Annotated in this window: 10 protein-coding genes; 6 read left to right on the top strand and 4 right to left on the bottom strand. The window is 42.9% G+C overall.

The genetic code is table 11. The features are described from left to right. Positions 1 to 24: 24 nt before the first annotated feature. The gene (locus FQV37_RS06625; RefSeq protein ID WP_045455674.1) at positions 25 to 681 is read right to left on the bottom strand and encodes an IS1595 family transposase; all 657 of its coding nucleotides are present in this window, start codon (positions 679 to 681) and stop codon (positions 25 to 27) included. A 153-nt stretch (positions 682 to 834) separates the two neighbouring features. Here FQV37_RS06625 and FQV37_RS06620 point away from each other — a divergent pair, with 153 nt between their 5' ends. From FQV37_RS06620 to recD, 3 genes are all read left to right on the top strand, one after another. After that, on the top strand, positions 835 to 5,325 hold the full coding sequence (locus FQV37_RS06620) for an exodeoxyribonuclease V subunit gamma (RefSeq protein ID WP_160021777.1): 4,491 nt from the start codon (positions 835 to 837) through the stop codon (positions 5,323 to 5,325). A 76-nt stretch (positions 5,326 to 5,401) separates the two neighbouring features. Beyond that, positions 5,402 to 9,943, top strand: coding sequence for a UvrD-helicase domain-containing protein (locus FQV37_RS06615; protein WP_160021775.1), 4,542 nt, complete (start codon positions 5,402 to 5,404; stop codon positions 9,941 to 9,943). A gap of 74 nt (positions 9,944 to 10,017) precedes the next feature. Continuing rightward, the gene (recD, locus tag FQV37_RS06610) at positions 10,018 to 12,228 is read left to right on the top strand and encodes an exodeoxyribonuclease V subunit alpha (protein ID WP_160021773.1); all 2,211 of its coding nucleotides are present in this window, start codon (positions 10,018 to 10,020) and stop codon (positions 12,226 to 12,228) included. A gap of 105 nt (positions 12,229 to 12,333) precedes the next feature. Here recD and FQV37_RS06605 read toward each other — a convergent pair whose 3' ends face one another. Together FQV37_RS06605 and FQV37_RS06600 are read right to left on the bottom strand one after the other, a co-directional pair. Further along, entirely contained in the window at positions 12,334 to 12,897 is a 564-nt protein-coding gene (locus FQV37_RS06605; protein WP_057760160.1) for a hypoxanthine-guanine phosphoribosyltransferase, read from the bottom strand. 102 nt (positions 12,898 to 12,999) lie between these two features. Further along, positions 13,000 to 13,668, bottom strand: coding sequence for a hypothetical protein (locus FQV37_RS06600; RefSeq protein ID WP_160021771.1), 669 nt, complete (start codon positions 13,666 to 13,668; stop codon positions 13,000 to 13,002). A 302-nt stretch (positions 13,669 to 13,970) separates the two neighbouring features. Here FQV37_RS06600 and FQV37_RS06595 point away from each other — a divergent pair, with 302 nt between their 5' ends. The 3 genes from FQV37_RS06595 to FQV37_RS06585 all read left to right on the top strand — a co-directional run bounded on the left by FQV37_RS06595 (position 13,971) and on the right by FQV37_RS06585 (position 17,170). Continuing rightward, positions 13,971 to 15,653: a carbon starvation CstA family protein gene (locus FQV37_RS06595; protein ID WP_057760164.1), complete on the top strand. Its 1,683-nt coding sequence runs from the start codon at positions 13,971 to 13,973 to the stop codon at positions 15,651 to 15,653. Positions 15,654 to 15,768: 115 nt separating this feature from the next. Continuing rightward, positions 15,769 to 16,080 carry a cory-CC-star protein gene (locus FQV37_RS06590; protein ID WP_160021768.1) on the top strand — a complete coding sequence of 104 codons (312 nt, stop codon included), beginning with the start codon at positions 15,769 to 15,771 and terminating at the stop codon, positions 16,078 to 16,080. 73 nt (positions 16,081 to 16,153) lie between these two features. Next, the gene (locus tag FQV37_RS06585; protein WP_160021766.1) at positions 16,154 to 17,170 is read left to right on the top strand and encodes an ArsA family ATPase; all 1,017 of its coding nucleotides are present in this window, start codon (positions 16,154 to 16,156) and stop codon (positions 17,168 to 17,170) included. A gap of 25 nt (positions 17,171 to 17,195) precedes the next feature. Here FQV37_RS06585 and FQV37_RS06580 read toward each other — a convergent pair whose 3' ends face one another. Further along, positions 17,196 to 18,872 (bottom strand): DUF3482 domain-containing protein, encoded by a 1,677-nt coding sequence (locus tag FQV37_RS06580; protein ID WP_160021765.1) that lies wholly within the window; start codon positions 18,870 to 18,872, stop codon positions 17,196 to 17,198. Positions 18,873 to 18,923: the final 51 nt, after the last annotated feature.

Here is an 18,923-nt window from a genome sequence, read left to right as displayed (position 1 = left end):
TTTAGGGGCTGTAGTAGATAAGGATTAAATATCACACCATTTTCTCAAGGTTTTCAGCTGATTAGATGGTGAGCCATAGTTGAATCTAAACTCGCACTCTTTTAAAAACAAATGGAAGTTCTTCTTATTAATCCCATTATACTTTCTGAGTGTTCGTTTGGACTGATTCCAGAAGTTCTCAATGCCATTGATGTGATTGTTCTTACCGCAAATGAACTCTATAGAGTGATTGACTCTGAAATGTTTAAACTCGCTCACATCCAGTGCATTGTAACTTCGATAGCTATCCGTATAAACAAAGCTGTCAGGCTTGATTTTACGCTTAATAACAGGCATTAGGGTAGTCTGTTTGGTGTCTGCTACGACAATGGTATAAACCTTACCGTTTCGTTTTAGAATACCAAATACAGCGGTTTTACCAGCTGCCCCGCGACCTCTTTTGCCTTTGCGTACACCGCCAAAGTAACTTTCATCTAATTCGACCTCACCATCAAAAAGCTCATCAGCTTCTAATGAGAGATGGTAATCTATCACAAGTCTTATTTTATGATAAAAAAGTGCAGCAGTATTAGGCTGAATATCAAGCAAATCTGCGGCTGTTCTAGCAGTCACTTCAGCCGTAAAAAACTCTAACAGCCTTCGCTGTGCTTTTTTACTTAGTTTACAACGGGTTATCTTCATAAAAGTAGTCTAGCATAGTGCTTATCTACTACAGCCCCTATCTTTATTATGCGTGGTACTATTATCACTATTTTTATCAGCTGCATCATTTATAAGTGAAGCCTTTTTTATTAATCCTAATATCTAACCCTTATTTCAATCAGATTATTGTCTATGTTCACTATTATTCAGTCGCACCGTACCGAAAACCTCGTTGATCAATTGCTTGTACAGTACCAGTCCAAGGATCAGCCTGTTTTTGAGCCTTTTATTGTCATTGTACCGTCAATGGTATTGGGTGATTGGTTGGATAAAACTATTGCTAGCCGTGCTGGTATTAGTACCTTGGTGCGTACTAAATTTTGGGGCCAGTATCAATGGACGCTGATGCAAGATGTATTGACCCGTCATAATGCATACTTACTGGCGCAAAACCCTGAAGCGGAAACTCTGAATGTGCCGGAAGTGGCGGTGTTATCACCGACAGTAATGCAGTGGCGATTGTTTGGTTATTTGACTTACTACCAAGAAACAATCGTTGCAGATGAAAAGCATCCAGTGCATCCGTTGCTAGCGTCTTTGATTGACGACCCACAGGTAAGTGCTCAACAGGATAGTTTACAACAGGATAAGGTGCAACAAGATGCGCGTATTTGGCAGCTGGCAAGTGATTTGGCTAGGGTGTTTAACCGCTATTTGACTCACCGTGAGGATTGGTTGGCATTATGGTCACAAAACAAGCCGTTGAACGTAAGTGAGTTGATAGCAGATAAAGACGCCTTATCCCTGCGCTTTGATAAGTATACGCGCGGCACGCCTGAGTGGTTGGTCGAGCATTATGTAGAGTTAGAAATTGCCCAACGTTTCTTGTGGTCGCATTTGTTTGCCGATGTTCATCTACATCGTGTGGCACTAGAGCGTGCGTTTTGGTCGGCTTTAAAAGGTAACAAGGCGAATGAGCGTGACCAATTGCCCAAAGTACTGCGTATATTTACCATCCAGCAACTGCCACAGACCGAGCTCGACTTTCTACAGCGCTTGTCGCAATACATGAATATCACGCTATTGCATTACAATCCATCAAAGCTGTTTTGGGCAGATATCGTCGATAAATCTTGGCTACAGCGTCAGCAGATTATCAATCCTGAAAGCGTGTTTTTGCGTGATTATGGTCATAGTTTGCTATCGCGTTTGGGCAAGCAGTCGCGCGATGCGTTTGCCATGCTTGCCAACTTATCAGGTAATGAGCAATACGACGATGCGCTAGTCGAATGGCAAGATAACTTTGATAATGGTGTAGATAATGTGCTCGGTCATTACGATTATGAAAGCATAGATGCTGCTGATGACGCTGTCAGTACTCAAGATACGCAAGGTAACTTGAGCTTATTAAAACGTTTGCAAAATGATGTGTTGATGCTTGATGAGCAATCTACCCAGCAGACGACAGCTGCTACAGTATCACAAGCAGTAAGCAAGCAACTAGAGTCAAGCTTTGATGAAGCTAAGCCAGAAACGGCTTGGTATGAAGATGAAGCGTTAGAGAATAAGCGCTTTGAAAAAGACCGTTTTTGGGCAATCTCTTCCCAAGATAATAGCCTAAGCATTCATTCGTGTCATAGTTTGCAGCGTCAGCTTGAAGTGCTGCGTATTATGATTGGTCGTTGGCTAAATGAACCTATCAAACTTGGTGAAAAGAAACGCCATATCTCTGACATTGTTGTGCTGCTACCCGATGTTGAACGTCATCATGCATTGATTGGGTCTATCTTCGTCAATGGTAAAGGTCAAGACGGCTTGACTTTGCCTGCTAAAGTGACTGGTGTTGTTGATGCCGACATTCGCCAGTTATGGGAAGCCATTATCGGTTTTTACAAACTATTGGGTAGCCATAGTGCCCGTTTTGAAGCAGCTGAAGTCTTAGACTGGCTCATGTTACCGCCTTTATTTGAAAGCTTTGGGTTGACTCATGAGCAAATGAGCCGTGGCTGTGATTTGTTGGTAGAGGCGGGCTTTATTCGCGGTTTTGACGAGCTGCATCTTAAACAAACGTTGGACAGTAATGATTACGACTATCGCTTTAGCTTTGCACAGGCATTAGACAGATTGACCCTAGGTCTGGTCATGCCAGAGGCTGAGTTGAGCGATTGCTTATATGATCTAAATGACGATGAATGGCCAAGCACTGCGTTACCAGAAATGACCTTGCCGTTACCACAAGTTAGCCTAAATGATGCGTTGATTGTTGAAGCGCTTTGCCGCATTTATACTGGCTTGGTCGCACGACGTGATGATCATACACAAAAAATGAAAGCGGAAGATTGGCTCGATCAGATTGAGACACAAGTTATCCATCGCTACTTTGGTGATGTGGATCAAACGCGTACCATGCGCGCCATCTACAACGCGATGAATGGCTTTAAATCAAGTCTGCGAGCCAATCGTCACTATAGGCAGTACGCTAGTGGTGATGTCGACAACAGAGAAGTGGAGCAAAGGCTGGCAGGTGTGGAGCAATTGCCGCTTAAGCTGAGCTTTATGCTAGACAGTATCGAAAACGAGCTTGAAAGTCAGCAGGTCAGTGCGGAGCCGACTGGGGTGATTACCTTTGGTCGATTTGGTGCACTAAGAAACGTGCCATTTGAGCTGGTGGTGATGCTCAATATGGACCTCTCTGAGTTTCCTGGGCGTGACCGTGATAACCGCTATGATTTGATGAAAGCGACCAATGCACGCCGCGGTGACAGAGTCAGTGAAGATGATGACAATGGCGCATTTTTAGATGCGCTACTGTGCGCGCGCAGTGCATGCTGGATGTTCTATAACGGTCAAAGCTTGACGGACACCCATGAGCATTTGCCAGCCAATCCAGTGAGTGAGCTATTGCAGTTTTTGCAAGGCGAGGTGCAATGGCAGGTAAACTCGCTTGAGACATTACCTGAGAATATTGACCCCACCACCGAAAGCCTCAAGCGCTATTTGCCTAAATTGATTAAACAGTGGTTGGTGACTGAGCATCCTGCACTACCTTTTCATGAGAGTCTGTTTGAGACAGAAATTGAAGGTGCTAATGTTTTTGAGCAAGCGTCTCCTGATATTGATGACAATGCTAATGTTAACGTTAATGCTCAGGATTCCAGCCCTGTTGATATGATTGATGAGCTGGATACTTTATTAAATACCGCCATGCGCAGAACCAAACTGGCTCAGAAAAAGCAGTTTCCTCCTGCACCGCTTTGGCAAGCGGTGTTTGACACATTGAAAGGGCGAGTATCTAATGAGCATAAAGAGTTGGTGGGCTTACCCACGAAGGCGCAGTATGAGTCAATCGCTCAGGTGCTTGGTCAAGGCTTGGGTCAGCTAGGTCAAGTAGACAATCAAACCTTGTCTGCATTGGTTGAACTATTGACGCTAGATACGGTTGTTGATGCTAACGATGTCGGTAGCATGACGGAAGCGCTATCTGATAGCATATTTAACATCGGAGAGATTGATATTGAAGGGGCATTGGCTTACCAAGTGCGCCATCCTGCCAAAGCATTCTTACGGTCTCAGAAGGTGCATGTGGTACAAGGTGAGGAAGCACTGTCGCATCAAGAGCCCTTATTTTTAGACAGTTTAACTACCTATCAAATTAAAGATCATTTGATTAAACAGTTGGTTACTGATGAGAATAAGAAGAATGGTAGTGATGCAGCGGATGAAACCACTACGCCAATCCTGATGTATCAAAAAATTATGCCTGCTGGAGTCGCTCGCCAAACCACGCTACCCAATCAACAGAAGAAACTGCAACAGCAATGTCTAGAGTTCAAAGAGCAGCTAATTGCTAATGGCTTTGATGAAAGCAGTATTCTCAACGAGAGTAAGGCAGATAGTAGCAGTGTATTACAGCTACTGTCGCCAACTGCCGAGCATCCCGTTCAGATAGAGCTAAAAAATATACTGAGTAGCACTGACAACGAGTCAAGCAATCAGACGAATATAGAGGATATAGAAACACTGCTTAAGCTGCTGCCAAAAATCATCAAGATCAAAGGCTCAGTACCTGTAGTAGCCCCCATATCAATTATTCAGGCGGGCGTGCCTTATGCTCAGCAATCACCCAAGCAGTGGTTAAATATATTGCCCAATTCTGCCAGCCCTAGGCATTTACTCAAGTTTTGGTTGTCACATTTGTATTGGCAAGTGGCTAGACGTACCACTGCCGAGCAAGTAGTATTAAATGATGGCGTGAGTATTTGGCGCTTTAATAAGCCTAGCTCGCAAGTCAAAAAGTATGACAAGGTCATTACATTCAAACTGAGCCCGATTGTGTATGAAGATGCTGTGATTGAGCTGATAAAATGGGCTGTTTTTGGTAAGTTAACGGGTCAAGTGCCTATTACGTTATTACCAGAATATGCACTTAACTACCTTGATAAGTATCTAAAGCATGAAGAAGGTGACAGCAACCGCTACTGGCCAAAACGAGCCGACTTCTCAGACTGGTTAAGACCTAACTACAACTCAGACACGGTATACGATACTTGCTCGCAGCATGCTATTTGGCAGTACGTACTACGAGACCAAGATGCATTCAAAGCGCTATCGGCAGCGTTGACTACATTAGCCCAACCACTGTATGAGCCGATGTTTAATGCGTTAACTAACTTAGATAGTTAGCCAGTTATTTAGAACAGCCTCTAATTAGTTTTTGCTATTTTGTTTTGATAAATAATAATTAAAAGTATGCGCCCATATGACAGACCTTAGCGATCCAACCAGTACCATTGACTTGTCTACACAACCGAATTTATTTGATGAATATTCAGATGAACTGACTTTATCTGCTGTGCCTGAGCGTAAAAATGATGTCATACCGGCAGTTGAGGTTGATCTAACGGGTAAACACCTGATTGAAGCCTCAGCGGGCACGGGCAAAACTTGGACGTTGACCGGTATCGTGCTGCGCCTACTGATCGAAGCGCGACGTGCACCAGAGCAAATCATTGCCACGACTTTTACACGAGCCGCCGCTGCCGAAATGCGTCAGCGTATCCATGATCGTTTGGTAGATTTTTATCAATTATTACAATGGGTTAATAGCCTAAGTGCCGATACTAGCAATAAAGAGAGTCTCTATCCCAATATATTGCAAGTCTTGCCTGAAAGTAATAAAGACACACAGGCAGGCAATGGTTCAAGTACTAATGCAGACGCTGAAACAGATATTGACGATTTAAATCAAGACCTTGCTACTGATAAGCAAGCGGCGGCAGAGAAACGTAAACAAGCAAAAAAAGACCGCGAAGATTGGCTGGTTAATCAGGCCAAATATGTGCGCTTAGATGGCATCATGCAAGATCCTATTAACTTGCATCTCGTCGGCTATTTGCTAGATCACGTGTACAGTTACCCCATGGCGGAAGCTATTAGGCGTACGGCACTGGTACTAACCACATTGGATAAGCTGTTTGTAGGTACGCTCGATAGTTTGGCGCAAAAATGGTTGACGGAGTACAGTAGCGAAACTGGTCACCAGCAGGGTATGGGGATTATTGAAGACAGCAGTATTGAACAAGTTACCGATAGCATTGTTCATGATGAGCTGCGTCAGTTTCAGAGCCGCTTATACTATGAGCAGCCTAAACTTTATGCGCTAATGGATCAGCAAGGTAAGCTGACTGCAGTGGGCGATCATAAGAAATATGTGACTCGCTCGCTTAATTTTATCTCTGCGCCGATTGATGAGATAAGGATTGAGAAAAGCTTTGATTTTGATGCATACGAAAAACTAATTAATGAGTTTTCTCAGTTAGATTTAGTAGATATCCAGCCTTATTTAAATCCTGATTATAGAAAGTCTCAAGGGTTTCGTGGTGGTTCTAATTTAACCAAACAGTTTGATGCCATTATCGAGGTGCATCAAAAGATATCGCAGTATCAGCTGACATTTAATAGCTATTTAAATGAAAGCGAGAATAAGATTCTGACATCATTGCAGGATTCTAGATATCCCGATGAAGATGGCAAAATTAAGAACTTTAATAAGAATAAAGAAAAAGAGCATCAGACACTTTTTGAGTTAGAAACCATTAGTAAGTTAATGGCGATCTTAGACATGCTTGATAGTTTAAATCAGCATATTTTGTTGGTATTAGCCAATCTTAACCGTCATATTGTGCTGGCTGTGCGTAATAGACTGCCAGTTATTTTAGAAGAGCGCGGCGAGACGACCTTTAGTTTGCAGATGGTACGCTTAAACCAAGCATTAACTGGTCGTCAAGGAGATAAGCTGGCGCGTTATATTCGTCATCACTATCCTGTGGCGCTGATTGACGAGTCGCAAGATATCAATGGCGAGCAAGCCATTATGATTGAAAGCATCTACTTGCCAAAGAATAAACGTAAACAGTCGGACAGTGACAAGCAAGCAACCACCAAGAAAACCAATAATGAGTTTCTGCTATTGGTTGGTGATCCCAAACAGGCTATTTATGGGTTTCGTGGTGGCGATGTAGCCAACTATAACTACATGAAAGCCCAGTTTGATAAAAGCGCCCTTTGGACACTAGATATCAATCGCCGTTCTAATGCGGGTGTGATTAACGCATTGAACTGCTGGTTTGGCATGGCTAATGCCTCAACTGCTGAAAATAAACTGTCGCAGTTGGGTACTGGGATTCATTACCAACATATTAAAGCAGCAAAACCAGAATATGAGCTGTCTTGGTTTAATGCGTCAGATAGGCTGGATGATGTACTGGTGACAGAAGTGCTTTCTGCTCAGCCCGTGAGCTTATTGCATCTGCCTTATGACAGGGACAAAGAGTTTGATTACGATGAACATGAGATAACAGCTCGCCATATAGCCACTTTGCTTAATAGTGGTCAGACACTTAAAGGTAAGCCGATTCAGCCCAGTGATATTGGGGTGCTGGCACGTGCCAAAAAAGATCTGAAGCGAGTTGAAGACGAGCTAGTAAAACTTAATGTGCCGACCTTGACTACCAGTGATGTTAGCATCTTTGAGACTATTATGGCAGAAGATGTGGCGGCGCTACTAAGTGCCATGCTATACCCTTATCGTCATGACATGATTAATCGGGTGTTGACCAGTCACCTATATGGACTGAGTATTAAAAACATCAAAGCCATGATGACGGATCATGAGTCAGGTATTACCGAAGGTAGCAGTACACCAAGCGCCCGTTCAAACCATTCTAATTCGAAAGACTTCTTAACTAATGATGCTACTGATACTAAGAAAAGCTATCAAGACTTTATTACCTATCTAAAAGAAGGGGCACAGCGTTGGCAGCACTTTGGCATATTATCGGCGCTACATTATTTATTAGATAAAAGCCCTGTGCAGCCGCAAGGCGTTTGGCAGGCCCTAGCTGCTCATCCAGAAGGTGACCGTCATATCATGGACTTGCGTCATGTAATGGACATCTTGGCGCAGTATGGCTTAGGAATGGGTGAGTATGAGTTGTTGGCGTGGTTCAGACAGCAGATAGATACAGCACCCAACAGTGATTGGGCTAAGCAATATCCGCTACCGACAGAGTCTGGCGTGCAACTGATGACCATTCATAAGTCAAAAGGGCTTGAGTTCCCTATTGTCTATGTATTGGGAATGGGTGATGCCAGTAGGAAGTCTGGCAATAAGGAAGACTATGGGCTGTATCTATATAACGCGCAACAAGCGCCCTCAGCGCTAGTGCGGCAGTCGATAGAAGTACAGCAATCGCTAGATAGTCAATCGACGGGAAATCAGCGCCGCTTCTCACCACTGCAAGGCTCTGCCACAGTTGAGGATTACTATACTGATATCGAAACACAAGAAGGTTTTGATGAGATAAGGCGGCTTGGCTATGTGGCCTTTACTCGGGCTAGTGAGCAGCTTTATGTTGTTTTGCGAGATCCGAGTAACAAGACAGGGTTTGAGCTAAAGCCAGTTTTTTATTGGTTCGAGTCTGAAGAGGCCAAGTTTGAATTGCCTGATAGGCTCAAAGGTACCATAGGCATGCTCAGAGGTCATAAAGTTAATGAGTTTTATGACAATAATTACGCAAGCAATGGTGCTAGCTCAGCAGGTATAAATGACAAAGTTCATATGGCTGCTACCAAGTCAAATGCTCATAAGCCTACGACAGAAGCTATTGAGTACGCGCCTTTTGCAGAGGTGATGAAAACCAATTATTTTTATGGCTGGGCTAAGACCAGCTTCACCGCTTTGGCGCGTCAGCTAGATGAATCTACACAAGCAATGGCGATAGTGGATGAGCGTATTGATGATGCGATAGACATTGATATGACAGAGTCTTCTGTTTCAGACCTTTCTTCACTGAATAGCAAAGAGTCTCTCGAACAAGACAGTGAACTAAGCCTCAAGTCAGAAGAGGATATCCGTTTTACCTTTGTAAAGGGTGCCAATGCCGGTACGTTTTTGCATGAGATATTTGAACAAATCGATTTCACTAATAAAGCCCAGTGGCATCAGATTATTGATAGAGCGATTAATAGCTATCAGTTACCGCTGATATATAGTAGTGCTGAACAGCAGAGCCGCAGATCACAAGGAAGGAAGAAAGGAATCAACGGTGTCATTGATTTCGATTCAATAGATACAACCAAGCATGAGGCATTAATCAATTGGATTGAAGAAGTGTTGCATGCGCCACTGTTGGCTTCCAATCAACCCTTGATTGCTCTTGATAAAGGTAAGCGATTTGCCGAGTTAGAGTTCAACATGGGATTGTCAGAGAATTTTAAAGCACAGGATATTAGTAAGCTTTTTCAACAGTATTTACCTGACGAGACAGATAAACACGTCACCCTAGTGCCACAAAATAAAGCGCATCTGTATCGTTATCTACGCGGTGAAATTGACTTGGTGTATGAGCATGCTGGCAAGTATTATGTGGTTGACTATAAGAGTAACTTTTTAGGAAATAGCCTAAGCGATTACAATAAAGATACGCTCGAGAAAGCAATGTCCAAGGCAGGGTACTGGCTACAAGCAGCAATCTATCAAGTAGCATTGCATCGGTTCCTTGCTATGAGGATCAGTGATTATACGGGTAACGAAGATAAATATTTAGGCGCTGTAGAGTACGTGTTTTTACGCGGTGTGTACGACCCGAATGCTCAAGCAGCTACTATGCCTACATCGCAATATATGGCTCAGTCTAACCACGATAGCTTGAGCAGTAATGGTTGCTATGGATTGGTTACTTGGGATATTCCTATCGCCTTTATTAAAGGTCTAGATGCATTGTTTGGCCTGCCGGACTAATAAACCTTGTATAGCAACTAGGTAGATAAAAATTGTTATAGCAGTTAATCAGATTAATAAGAGATAAATATACGATGAGTAATAATAACAATAAAAGTAAGTCAGCCATCAGCTTACAAGAGAGCTGGGCAAGTAATCTCAGTGATTATATTTTGCTGCGCCGCCAGCAAACACATGTAGCATATGACGCAACAGATGCAAAGACAAACGATGAAAATAGAAGAATCGATAAGTCAAAAGATAGCGATTTATTTACGGCTCTATTCGTTATTTTAGCGGCTCATTTGGAAGAGGGGCATACTGTATTAACTGTCGATACAGCCGATCATGAAGCTCCCATGCAAGGTCAGATTAATGGGGAAATAGTCACGTTATATGCATGGCAGCAGCAATTATTGGGGATACTGGCAACACCAATTTTTGCGCTGATTGATACTCAGATAAAAACGCAACTAGACACGCAAATAGACGATGACACTATAACGGAGACATCGCTATTTGTATTACTAGATACTTTGTTTGGTCAGCGAGATTACCTGTGGGCGCAGCTAGCACTGAGTAATCATGAAAAAGGGAAGTTGATTAAACGTTTTGATGCGATAACTACGTTATATCATCGCTTAAAAAATAGCGACTTAAATACTTTCGTTCATTCAATCCATGAGCACGCTTTATTCGCTAATGTTAATGCGAACCCTAATTGTAATAACTATCAAAATAGCCTAAGCAAAAATAATCAACCAATTATTTATAACATCGCTAAGAATAAAGAGACCCGAGGTTCAAAAATCACATTTTGGCTACACCGCACATGGCAAGCAGAATTTAACTTAGCACAGCATATCAATCATATTTTGAATCAGCAGATAGTGCCTTTAGACATTACCATGCCTGAGAACTTAAATGACCAACAGATAGCTGCTATCAATGTGGCGAACAATAATGCATTTAGTATCATTACTGGTGGCCCAGGTACAGGTAAAACCTATACCGTTGCTCAGTTAGTTATCGCGTTACAACAAGCGACGGAGAGTAGGGGAGATGAGTCTAAACATATTAGGTTTAGCACAGACAGTGCTAGTCTAGCATTAGCAGCACCAACAGGTAAGGCAGCCCAACGTATGCAGGAGTCTCTACAGGCGGCTTTAGACGACGCAAATGTAGAGCTACAGTTGCAAGAGGCAAAAACCATCCATCGTCTGCTAGGTATCGGTCGAACGGGTAGACCGCGCTACGATACCAACAACCCACTCGGTGAAGATATTATCATCGTTGATGAAGCATCTATGCTCGGAGTTGAGTTAGCCAATTATCTTGTGAGCGCAGTAAAGCCAGGTGCTAGGCTAATACTATTAGGCGATGCTAATCAGTTAGCAGCCGTCGATGCAGGAGCAGTATTGGCTGATCTCTGTCGCATTCCGCTACTGCAACCCATACATGCAGAACTAACCGAGAGCCGCCGATTTAGCGCCGAGTCAGGTATCGGTAAACTGGCCACTCAAATCAATAAAGCAGAGACAAATCTTCAAGCTATTTGGCAATTATTAAGGCAAGACGCTGCTTTGAGTTTTCAATATGTTAATACGTTACAAGCAGAGTCCATATCAAATAACAAGATAAAAAATAGCCTAAGCAAAGACAGAATCATTTCAAAAATCTCAAATAATTACCAATTATACGTAAATAAAGCTAAAAGTTTACTAAAGAATCCAATAGAAAAATCCGTGCCAGAATCAGTTAAAAATACTACCTCTTCGTTAATGGAGGTATTTAATCAATTTAGAATCCTCACTGCTGGCCATAATGGTGAGTGGGGCGACCACTATATCAATAACTATCTTACTCAATGGCATCTCGCTGAGCTAAAGTTACCATTGGGTCAAAATACATGGTTCCATGGACGTCCTGTTATGGTGCTACAAAATAACTATGAGCTTGGGCTATTTAATGGGGATATTGGTTTCTGCTTACAAACATCAGATGAAAGAAGCCAATTAGAGGTATTCTTTGAAAATAAGACACAAGGGATAGCTGTTAATTTGCTAAATGAAGAGGTGATAGCCACGGCATATGCAATGACTATTCATAAGTCACAAGGATCCGAATTTGATCATGTTGCTATTACTTTCGATAACAGCCATGCAAGATTGCTGAGCAAAGAGCTTATCTATACGGCAGTGACTCGTGCTAAGAAGCAGGTAACGATATATAGTACCAAACACGCTTTAGAAAAAGCAGTTCAAACACCAACTGAGCGGCATACTGGTTTGGCATTACAGTTTTAACGATTCATTCAAGTTGTTATCGGCGCAATAAGTCAGCGCAATAAAAAAGCATCCAAATTGGATGCTTTTTTAGGATTTAACTATTTTAATCAATTAAGTCTAGAATTAAACTTTGTCTTCTTTGATTGCATAGATACCTGGGAGGTGACGCAAGTAACCATGGAAATCCATACCACAACCGTAAACATAGCGATCTGCAACATCAATACCCACAAAATCTACGTCAAAATCTGCAACTTTGCGATCATGTTGCTTGTTAAGCAAGACACAAGACTCAAGTGATAGAGGCTTTTCTTTACTTAATTCTTCAACAACTGCTTTTAGGGTAATACCTTCGTCAAAGATGTCGTCGATTAACAATACGTGCTCACCTTCGATACTAACATCAGGCTTGAATTTCCAATCAAGCTCGTTAGTACCTTCGTTATCGCGATAACGAGTCGCATGAATATAGTGCATGCGATGGTAGAACGTAAGATGTGTCAGTAGTTGACCAGCTGGAATCAATCCGCCGTTCATCACGACCATAACAATTGGGTTTAGACCAGCATAATGTAGATTGAGCTGAGCGGCCAAACGCTCATAAGCAGCAGCTACTTCGATACTGCTGATAAGGCATTCTGAGTTGCGTAAGGTTTTTTCAATTTCTTGGTTACTGATTTGGGTCATCGGGTGCGCCTTTGGTAAAAAGTGCCGCTTATTTTAGCAAATTTTAGTGAATTTGCCCAACGTCATATGACTTTTGGGACAAAATTAATCCAACTTTTAGGGTTATTCTGGCTTTTCTATAATAAATGGACGGTAATAATTGGCCAATCTATTCAATGAGTCATTTGGTAGGTCAGGTAATAGCTTATTAAGTGCCATACTCATGCCTTTATCAATTGCCGATTTGGCAACTGGAACTGACTTACGTTTGATCATGCCTAGCTTTAATGTCTCAGCATAACGACTGATAAAATGGGTCAATGTCTCTTCGTTCATGGTTTCGAGTGCTGTTTTAAATTTGGCTCTATCCACATGTTCAGGCGTGATAGCAGCAAAACCTTCAGTGATGGTATTGGCATCTTTTTCTGATAGTTTAAAGCCGACACGTTTAATGCCTTCATTATCAATAAAGGTTGCATGATCTCTTAGAAAATGAAAACTTGGTAATACGTCTTTGTTGTTTTCTTTACCCAATAAGATATTGAGCAGAGTATCCGTCGCGCGTTCAATCGTTCCAACAATTTTGCGCATAGAGGCTTGACGCTCAGGGTTAGGAATAATATCTACCAAACCAACCAATAAATTATCAGTAAGATCACGCGCTGTCTGATGCGTAAGGGCATCGCGATAAGGGTAGTACTCTACATTCTCATTTGAAGCAACGACTTGTTCGGCCTCACTGATTAAAGCTTTTAGTTTATCTGAGGGTACGAATCCAAAATAATGTGCCATTGCACTTCCTTTATTTGTTGTTTTTTATGTCTTACTTGCGTTACATTGATCACCAAATCGGTTATTATTCAAACAAAGTTTCAGTCTCAGGCTCATCACACCAAATGCTGATTAGTGACATGCCCTAGTTGTAAGATAAATGACTTTGTTGATTGGTAATAATTTTGCAAATTGCTAGAATTTACCTAAACGATAGATGAGCTGAGTCACTCATCGCACACTAATTTAGCATATTTTTCATATTTTAATTCAAAAAGCTTGAACTTATAAGGCTATTGACTACTTGTCTAGGGAGAGATGAGATGAATAGTGCTATTGTACTACTATTCGCCGTTGCCGCTATGCTCTGCGGCTACGTTTTTTATTCAAAATTTATCGCCACCAAAATTTTAGCATTGGACAACAGCCGTCCTACACCCGCACATACGATGAAAGATGGGATCGATTATGTTCCTACCAATAAGTATGTATTGTGGGGGCATCACTTCACGTCAGTGGCAGGGGCTGCACCAATTATCGGTCCTGCCATTGCGGTTATTTGGGGCTGGGTGCCTGCCATTATTTGGGTAGTGGTAGGTACTATCTTTATGGCTGGCGTACATGATATGTCTGCTATTTGGGCAAGTATGCGTAATAGAGGTCAGTCGATTGGCTCTATTGCTGGTACTGTCATGGGCACACGTGTTCGCAGCTTGATGATGGTTGTCATCTTCTTATTACTACTGATGGTCAATGCTGTATTTGGCGTAGCTATCGCCAATATGATGATCAAGACGCCATCTGCGGTATTGCCAGTTTGGGGTGCCTTAGTGGTTGCCTTTATCATCGGGCAGTGTATCTATCGCTACAATATGAATCTGGTCTGGGTGTCCATTATCGGGGTAACGGCCTTGTACGGGCTTATCTATCTCGGCCCTATGTTCCCGATTGTGTTACCTGAAACTGTCATGGGTTTGCCTGATAACGCGGTATGGATCTTGATCTTGTTTGCCTATGCGGCGATTGCGTCGTTGTTGCCCGTATGGATGCTGCTTCAACCTCGTGATTATATTAATGGCTTACAGTTATTTGTCGGTTTGATTCTACTATATGCCGCTATTTTTATTGGCACGCCTAATATTGTCGCGCCAGCGGTTAACACTGCATTACCAGCGGATACACCGTCACTTCTACCATTGTTGTTTGTGACAATTGCTTGTGGTGCTATATCAGGTTTCCATGGTTTGGTCGCAACAGGGACCACTTCTAAGCAGATTGATAAAGAAGAAGACGTTCGTTTCGTTGGTTACTTCGGTGCATTGGGTGAGGGCATGCTAGCACTTGGGGCAATCCTTGCAGCAACCGCAGGTTTTGCAACTCTTGGTGACTGGCAAGCGGTCTACCAAAAGTTCGGTGATGGCTCTATCGGTGCTTTCATTGACGGCGGTGCGACCATCTTGAATGCCGGCGTTGGTATCGACATGGTGCTATCACAGACGATGCTTACGGTAATGGCTGCATTGTTTGCTGGTACGACGATGGATACTGGCGTACGTTTACAACGTTATATTTTCCAAGAATTTGGTGAATTTTATAATTTACCCGTACTCAATAAGAGTGTCGTTGCAACGTTACTTGCTGTCGGAAGCTGTTTGTTATTAGCGTTTGGTGCTGGTGGTATCGATGGCGCGGGTGGTATGATTATTTGGCCGCTATTTGGTACGACCAACCAGTTAATGGCTGCCTTGACCTTGATGATCGTTACTATTATCTTATTACGTAAAGGTAAGCCAGTTTGGTACACCTTAGCACCATTGTCGTTCTTGTTGGTTATGACTGTCTTTGCACTATTGATTCAGCTCAAAACCTTCTTTACTGATGGTAATTGGCTACTTATTATTATGGATATTATTATCTTAATCGCGACCATTTTGGTGACGTTTGAGAGTTTGTCTGTACTACGAAAAGAGTGGTCACTACATAAAGGTAAAAGCGGTGAAGTTTAAACATTAACCCATATTGAGTGTCTGTTTAATAAAAAACGCTAGCAGCAATTGCTGGCGTTTTTTGTATCATATAGGCATGATAGATCATAAGAATTAAGTAAAATACGAGTACATTATGGAAAATAAAAACACATCAGATAATATAGAAAACGTTCAACCACTAGAGAACACTCAACCATGGTGGCAACGGTTTAAGAGTGGATTAAATGAATTTTATCATGCGCCTTATCGTCAGACGATGGCACGGGCCGCACGTGATGAAGAAGATTTTTTTATGTTGCTCATGTTTGCTGAGAGTTTGGGGATTGATAATCCCGCCAGCTTTTATACATTAGAGCTACAACCATTATTTTTAGAGAACTTTCATGAGTGGCATACACGTATGGGGATGGATAGATGTCCATTTGACCACGTTGGGTGCTGCTAACAGTAGTGGATTGACTATATAAAAAAGTAGCTAAGCATTTATTAGATAATGAGATAAAATACGAGATAACGATATGGCATTACACCCTTTACATGGATTGGTAGAGCAGTTAGAGACACAACCGATTATATTTATCGGCGGCAAAGGTGGTGTAGGGAAGACCACCACGGCAGCAGCTCTAGCCAGCTACTATGCAAGCCAGCAGCAAAAAACCTTAATTGTCTCAACCGATCCAGCACATAGTTTGGGCGATGTATTGAATGTACGACTCAATAATGAGACAACGGTAATATCACCTTATCTAGATGCGATTGAGTTAAATCCTGACGTGATTGTCGATGAACATTTTGCTCAAGTCGAACGTACGATTAAAGCTTATGCCAACCCAGATATGATGCCCAAAATTCGTGAGCATCTGAGGTTATCGAAGTCGGCACCTGGCGCTCAAGAAGCCGCGATGCTCGAATCCATGTGTCACCATTTAGTCGAAGCGGCAGATGCTGGGTATGAACACATCATCTTTGATACCGCACCGACAGGTCATACTTTGCGATTATTGGTATTACCAGAAATGATGGGGGCGTGGACGGATGGGCTGCTTGCACAGCAGCGACGACAGGCCAAACTACGTTCGGTGGCGACACATTTGGACAATCACAATCAGAAACAGAGCACGCAAAAGAACGACGTGGCCAATCCATTTGCAGCAAAAAAATCAGATCGCTGGGAGCAAGCTGTCTCCGTATTAGAAAAGCGCAAGCAATTGTTCCGCCAAGCAGGGTTGCTATTACATGACCGTACACAAACAGCGATTGTATTGGTGATGACCGCTGACGTCTTACCATTGGCTGAGACCAAGCGCGCTATCGAGCAATTGGAAGATAGTAAGCTCATGCCAGCAGCAATCGTCATCAATCAGCTGATATCAACTGCGCAGTCGGATGAGTTTTGGCGACGCCGTGCTGAGCGTCAGCAGCATTTGCTGCAGGATATCGAACAAAGCTTTACCAAGTACCCGCTGTATCCGATTTACCTGCAACAGACAGATGTACGCGGTACTGATGCATTAAGTGCGTTGTTAAGTGCATAGGGTGCATAGATAGTTCGCTAGTAATTTATGACTCACGCTTATACGACTGTAGTTTACCTGACAGCGACCATGCCATGTCTGTGCGTAATAACTGAGCTTGTTCGGACTTACCGCTGCTAAGCGACGACCATTGTGGTTTACCACGCGCTTTTTTGAGCTCACTTGGTAGTTTATGAGTTGGCCATACCGTAATTGGATTATTGTCTTCATCTGCATGGCTACTGTCGTCAGTTCGCGACGTTCCAAGACTGCTGTTTTCGCCCTTATATAATAACTGAGTGGCATCTGTAGCAGCATGACCACGATGGCGTAATGCAGTAAGTAAGTCTAATGCTCGCGTGGCTAGCAATGTTAACGTTGCAGGATCAATATACAAGCGTTTTACCCCAGTAATCCTATCGGCAATACTGCTGGTATTCGATAGCAGCCCGCCTGCAATACCACCTATAGCGGCACCCAATCCCAGAGTCGTACCTAGGGCTGCTGCATCGATACCTAGTCCTAGAAGCGCACCAGCTGCTGCCCCAGAAGTGGTACGAATACCGTAGCTTTTGAGTAGTTCAGGGTCAAAAGGATCTTGTTGATAGGCTTGTAGTTCAAGCGGCGTTGCAGCGACGGCATTGTCATAAAACTTATAAAGGTTAAGTAAGTTATGCTGCATCGCACGCTCACTTTGCCTGACCGCTTCTTGCATTTGCTGTAGTACAGGCAGTGGGTCGTCATCTTCATTGATCTCGCGCACAAAGGCAGCAACATTCAATAAAAAATCAGCGATGATGATATTGGCCTCATCATACAGCTGAGCCCAGTCTTCCGTTCGACGTTGCATCAGCTGCTCAAGCATCTCAGAGTGGGTGAGCATGGTGGCTAGGTTTTTCCATAGGCGCATCTCATCTTCAAACTCAAACGCGACCGAATCGAAACGCGTTGAAATATGCAGATTGCGTCTTGCCAGCATCGTTTGCCAGTCGTCGATATTAGCATTCTGGCTGTCTGTAAAATTAAAAACAGGCATGACGGGGATAGCAGCCCAAGACAAAATCGATAGCTCGTCTTTATATTTACCCAATACAGGCTCACGAGCATCTACCACGTAAATGGCCATATCACTTGTCAGCAGCTGACGAATGACTTTGGCTTCTTGACTATAATCATAGGGCAAGTCATAGCTGTCTGAACCTTGAGCGACATCCGCCGCCAAAAACTGTTGCAATCGTTCAATACCATCACGGCGACTGGCGGTATTGTCCTCTAGCCAATCCATAAGCCCTGAAGCATCTTCCAGACCAGGTGTATCGTATAGCGCTACCAGCACCTCACCAGTTCGGCTGTCTGTCAGCTGTGCTTGCTCGACGTGACGTGTGGTTGCAGCCTCGTTTTTGACTTCACCAAAATATACGTCACGCAGTAATGTGCGCAGTATAGAGGTTTTGCCTGTATTGGTATGACCGACGACCGCCAATTTAAGCGGTTCACCAGTGGCAATGGTTTTCTTTGTTACCCTTGCCATTGATGCTGTCATTGCTAATGCTTCGGTTGATACAGGTTGATTATCCTGAGTAGCTATTGACTGAGCTACTGTGGATTTTGAGGTGTTATCTGAAGGAATACTTGAGACATCAGGGGTTGGCTCATAAGCCTTGTCCGCAAAGAGACCTGCAGGCTTATTATTCTCATGATTATTGTTATTGTCATTATTCATAGTAACGTCTTATATTTATTGATGGCAAAAACACATAGTAGCCATTTATTG

This window comes from Psychrobacter nivimaris (assembly GCF_009812035.1).
Classification (GTDB): Bacteria; Pseudomonadota; Gammaproteobacteria; order Pseudomonadales; family Moraxellaceae; genus Psychrobacter; species Psychrobacter nivimaris.
The sequence above is the reverse complement of the archived record's forward strand: the minus strand, read 5'-3'. Positions and strand labels throughout refer to the sequence as shown.

What these genes read in the sequence shown, in the direction of transcription:
- FQV37_RS06625 (WP_045455674.1), bottom strand. Translation starts at nt 681, where the DNA reads ATGAAGATAACCCGTTGTAAACTAAGTAAAAAAGCACAGCGAAGGCTG.
- FQV37_RS06620 (WP_160021777.1), top strand. Translation starts at nt 835, where the DNA reads ATGTTCACTATTATTCAGTCGCACCGTACCGAAAACCTCGTTGATCAA.
- FQV37_RS06615 (WP_160021775.1), top strand. Translation starts at nt 5,402, where the DNA reads ATGACAGACCTTAGCGATCCAACCAGTACCATTGACTTGTCTACACAA.
- recD (WP_160021773.1), top strand. Translation starts at nt 10,018, where the DNA reads ATGAGTAATAATAACAATAAAAGTAAGTCAGCCATCAGCTTACAAGAG.
- FQV37_RS06605 (WP_057760160.1), bottom strand. Translation starts at nt 12,897, where the DNA reads ATGACCCAAATCAGTAACCAAGAAATTGAAAAAACCTTACGCAACTCA.
- FQV37_RS06600 (WP_160021771.1), bottom strand. Translation starts at nt 13,668, where the DNA reads ATGGCACATTATTTTGGATTCGTACCCTCAGATAAACTAAAAGCTTTA.
- FQV37_RS06595 (WP_057760164.1), top strand. Translation starts at nt 13,971, where the DNA reads ATGAATAGTGCTATTGTACTACTATTCGCCGTTGCCGCTATGCTCTGC.
- FQV37_RS06590 (WP_160021768.1), top strand. Translation starts at nt 15,769, where the DNA reads ATGGAAAATAAAAACACATCAGATAATATAGAAAACGTTCAACCACTA.
- FQV37_RS06585 (WP_160021766.1), top strand. Translation starts at nt 16,154, where the DNA reads ATGGCATTACACCCTTTACATGGATTGGTAGAGCAGTTAGAGACACAA.
- FQV37_RS06580 (WP_160021765.1), bottom strand. Translation starts at nt 18,872, where the DNA reads ATGAATAATGACAATAACAATAATCATGAGAATAATAAGCCTGCAGGT.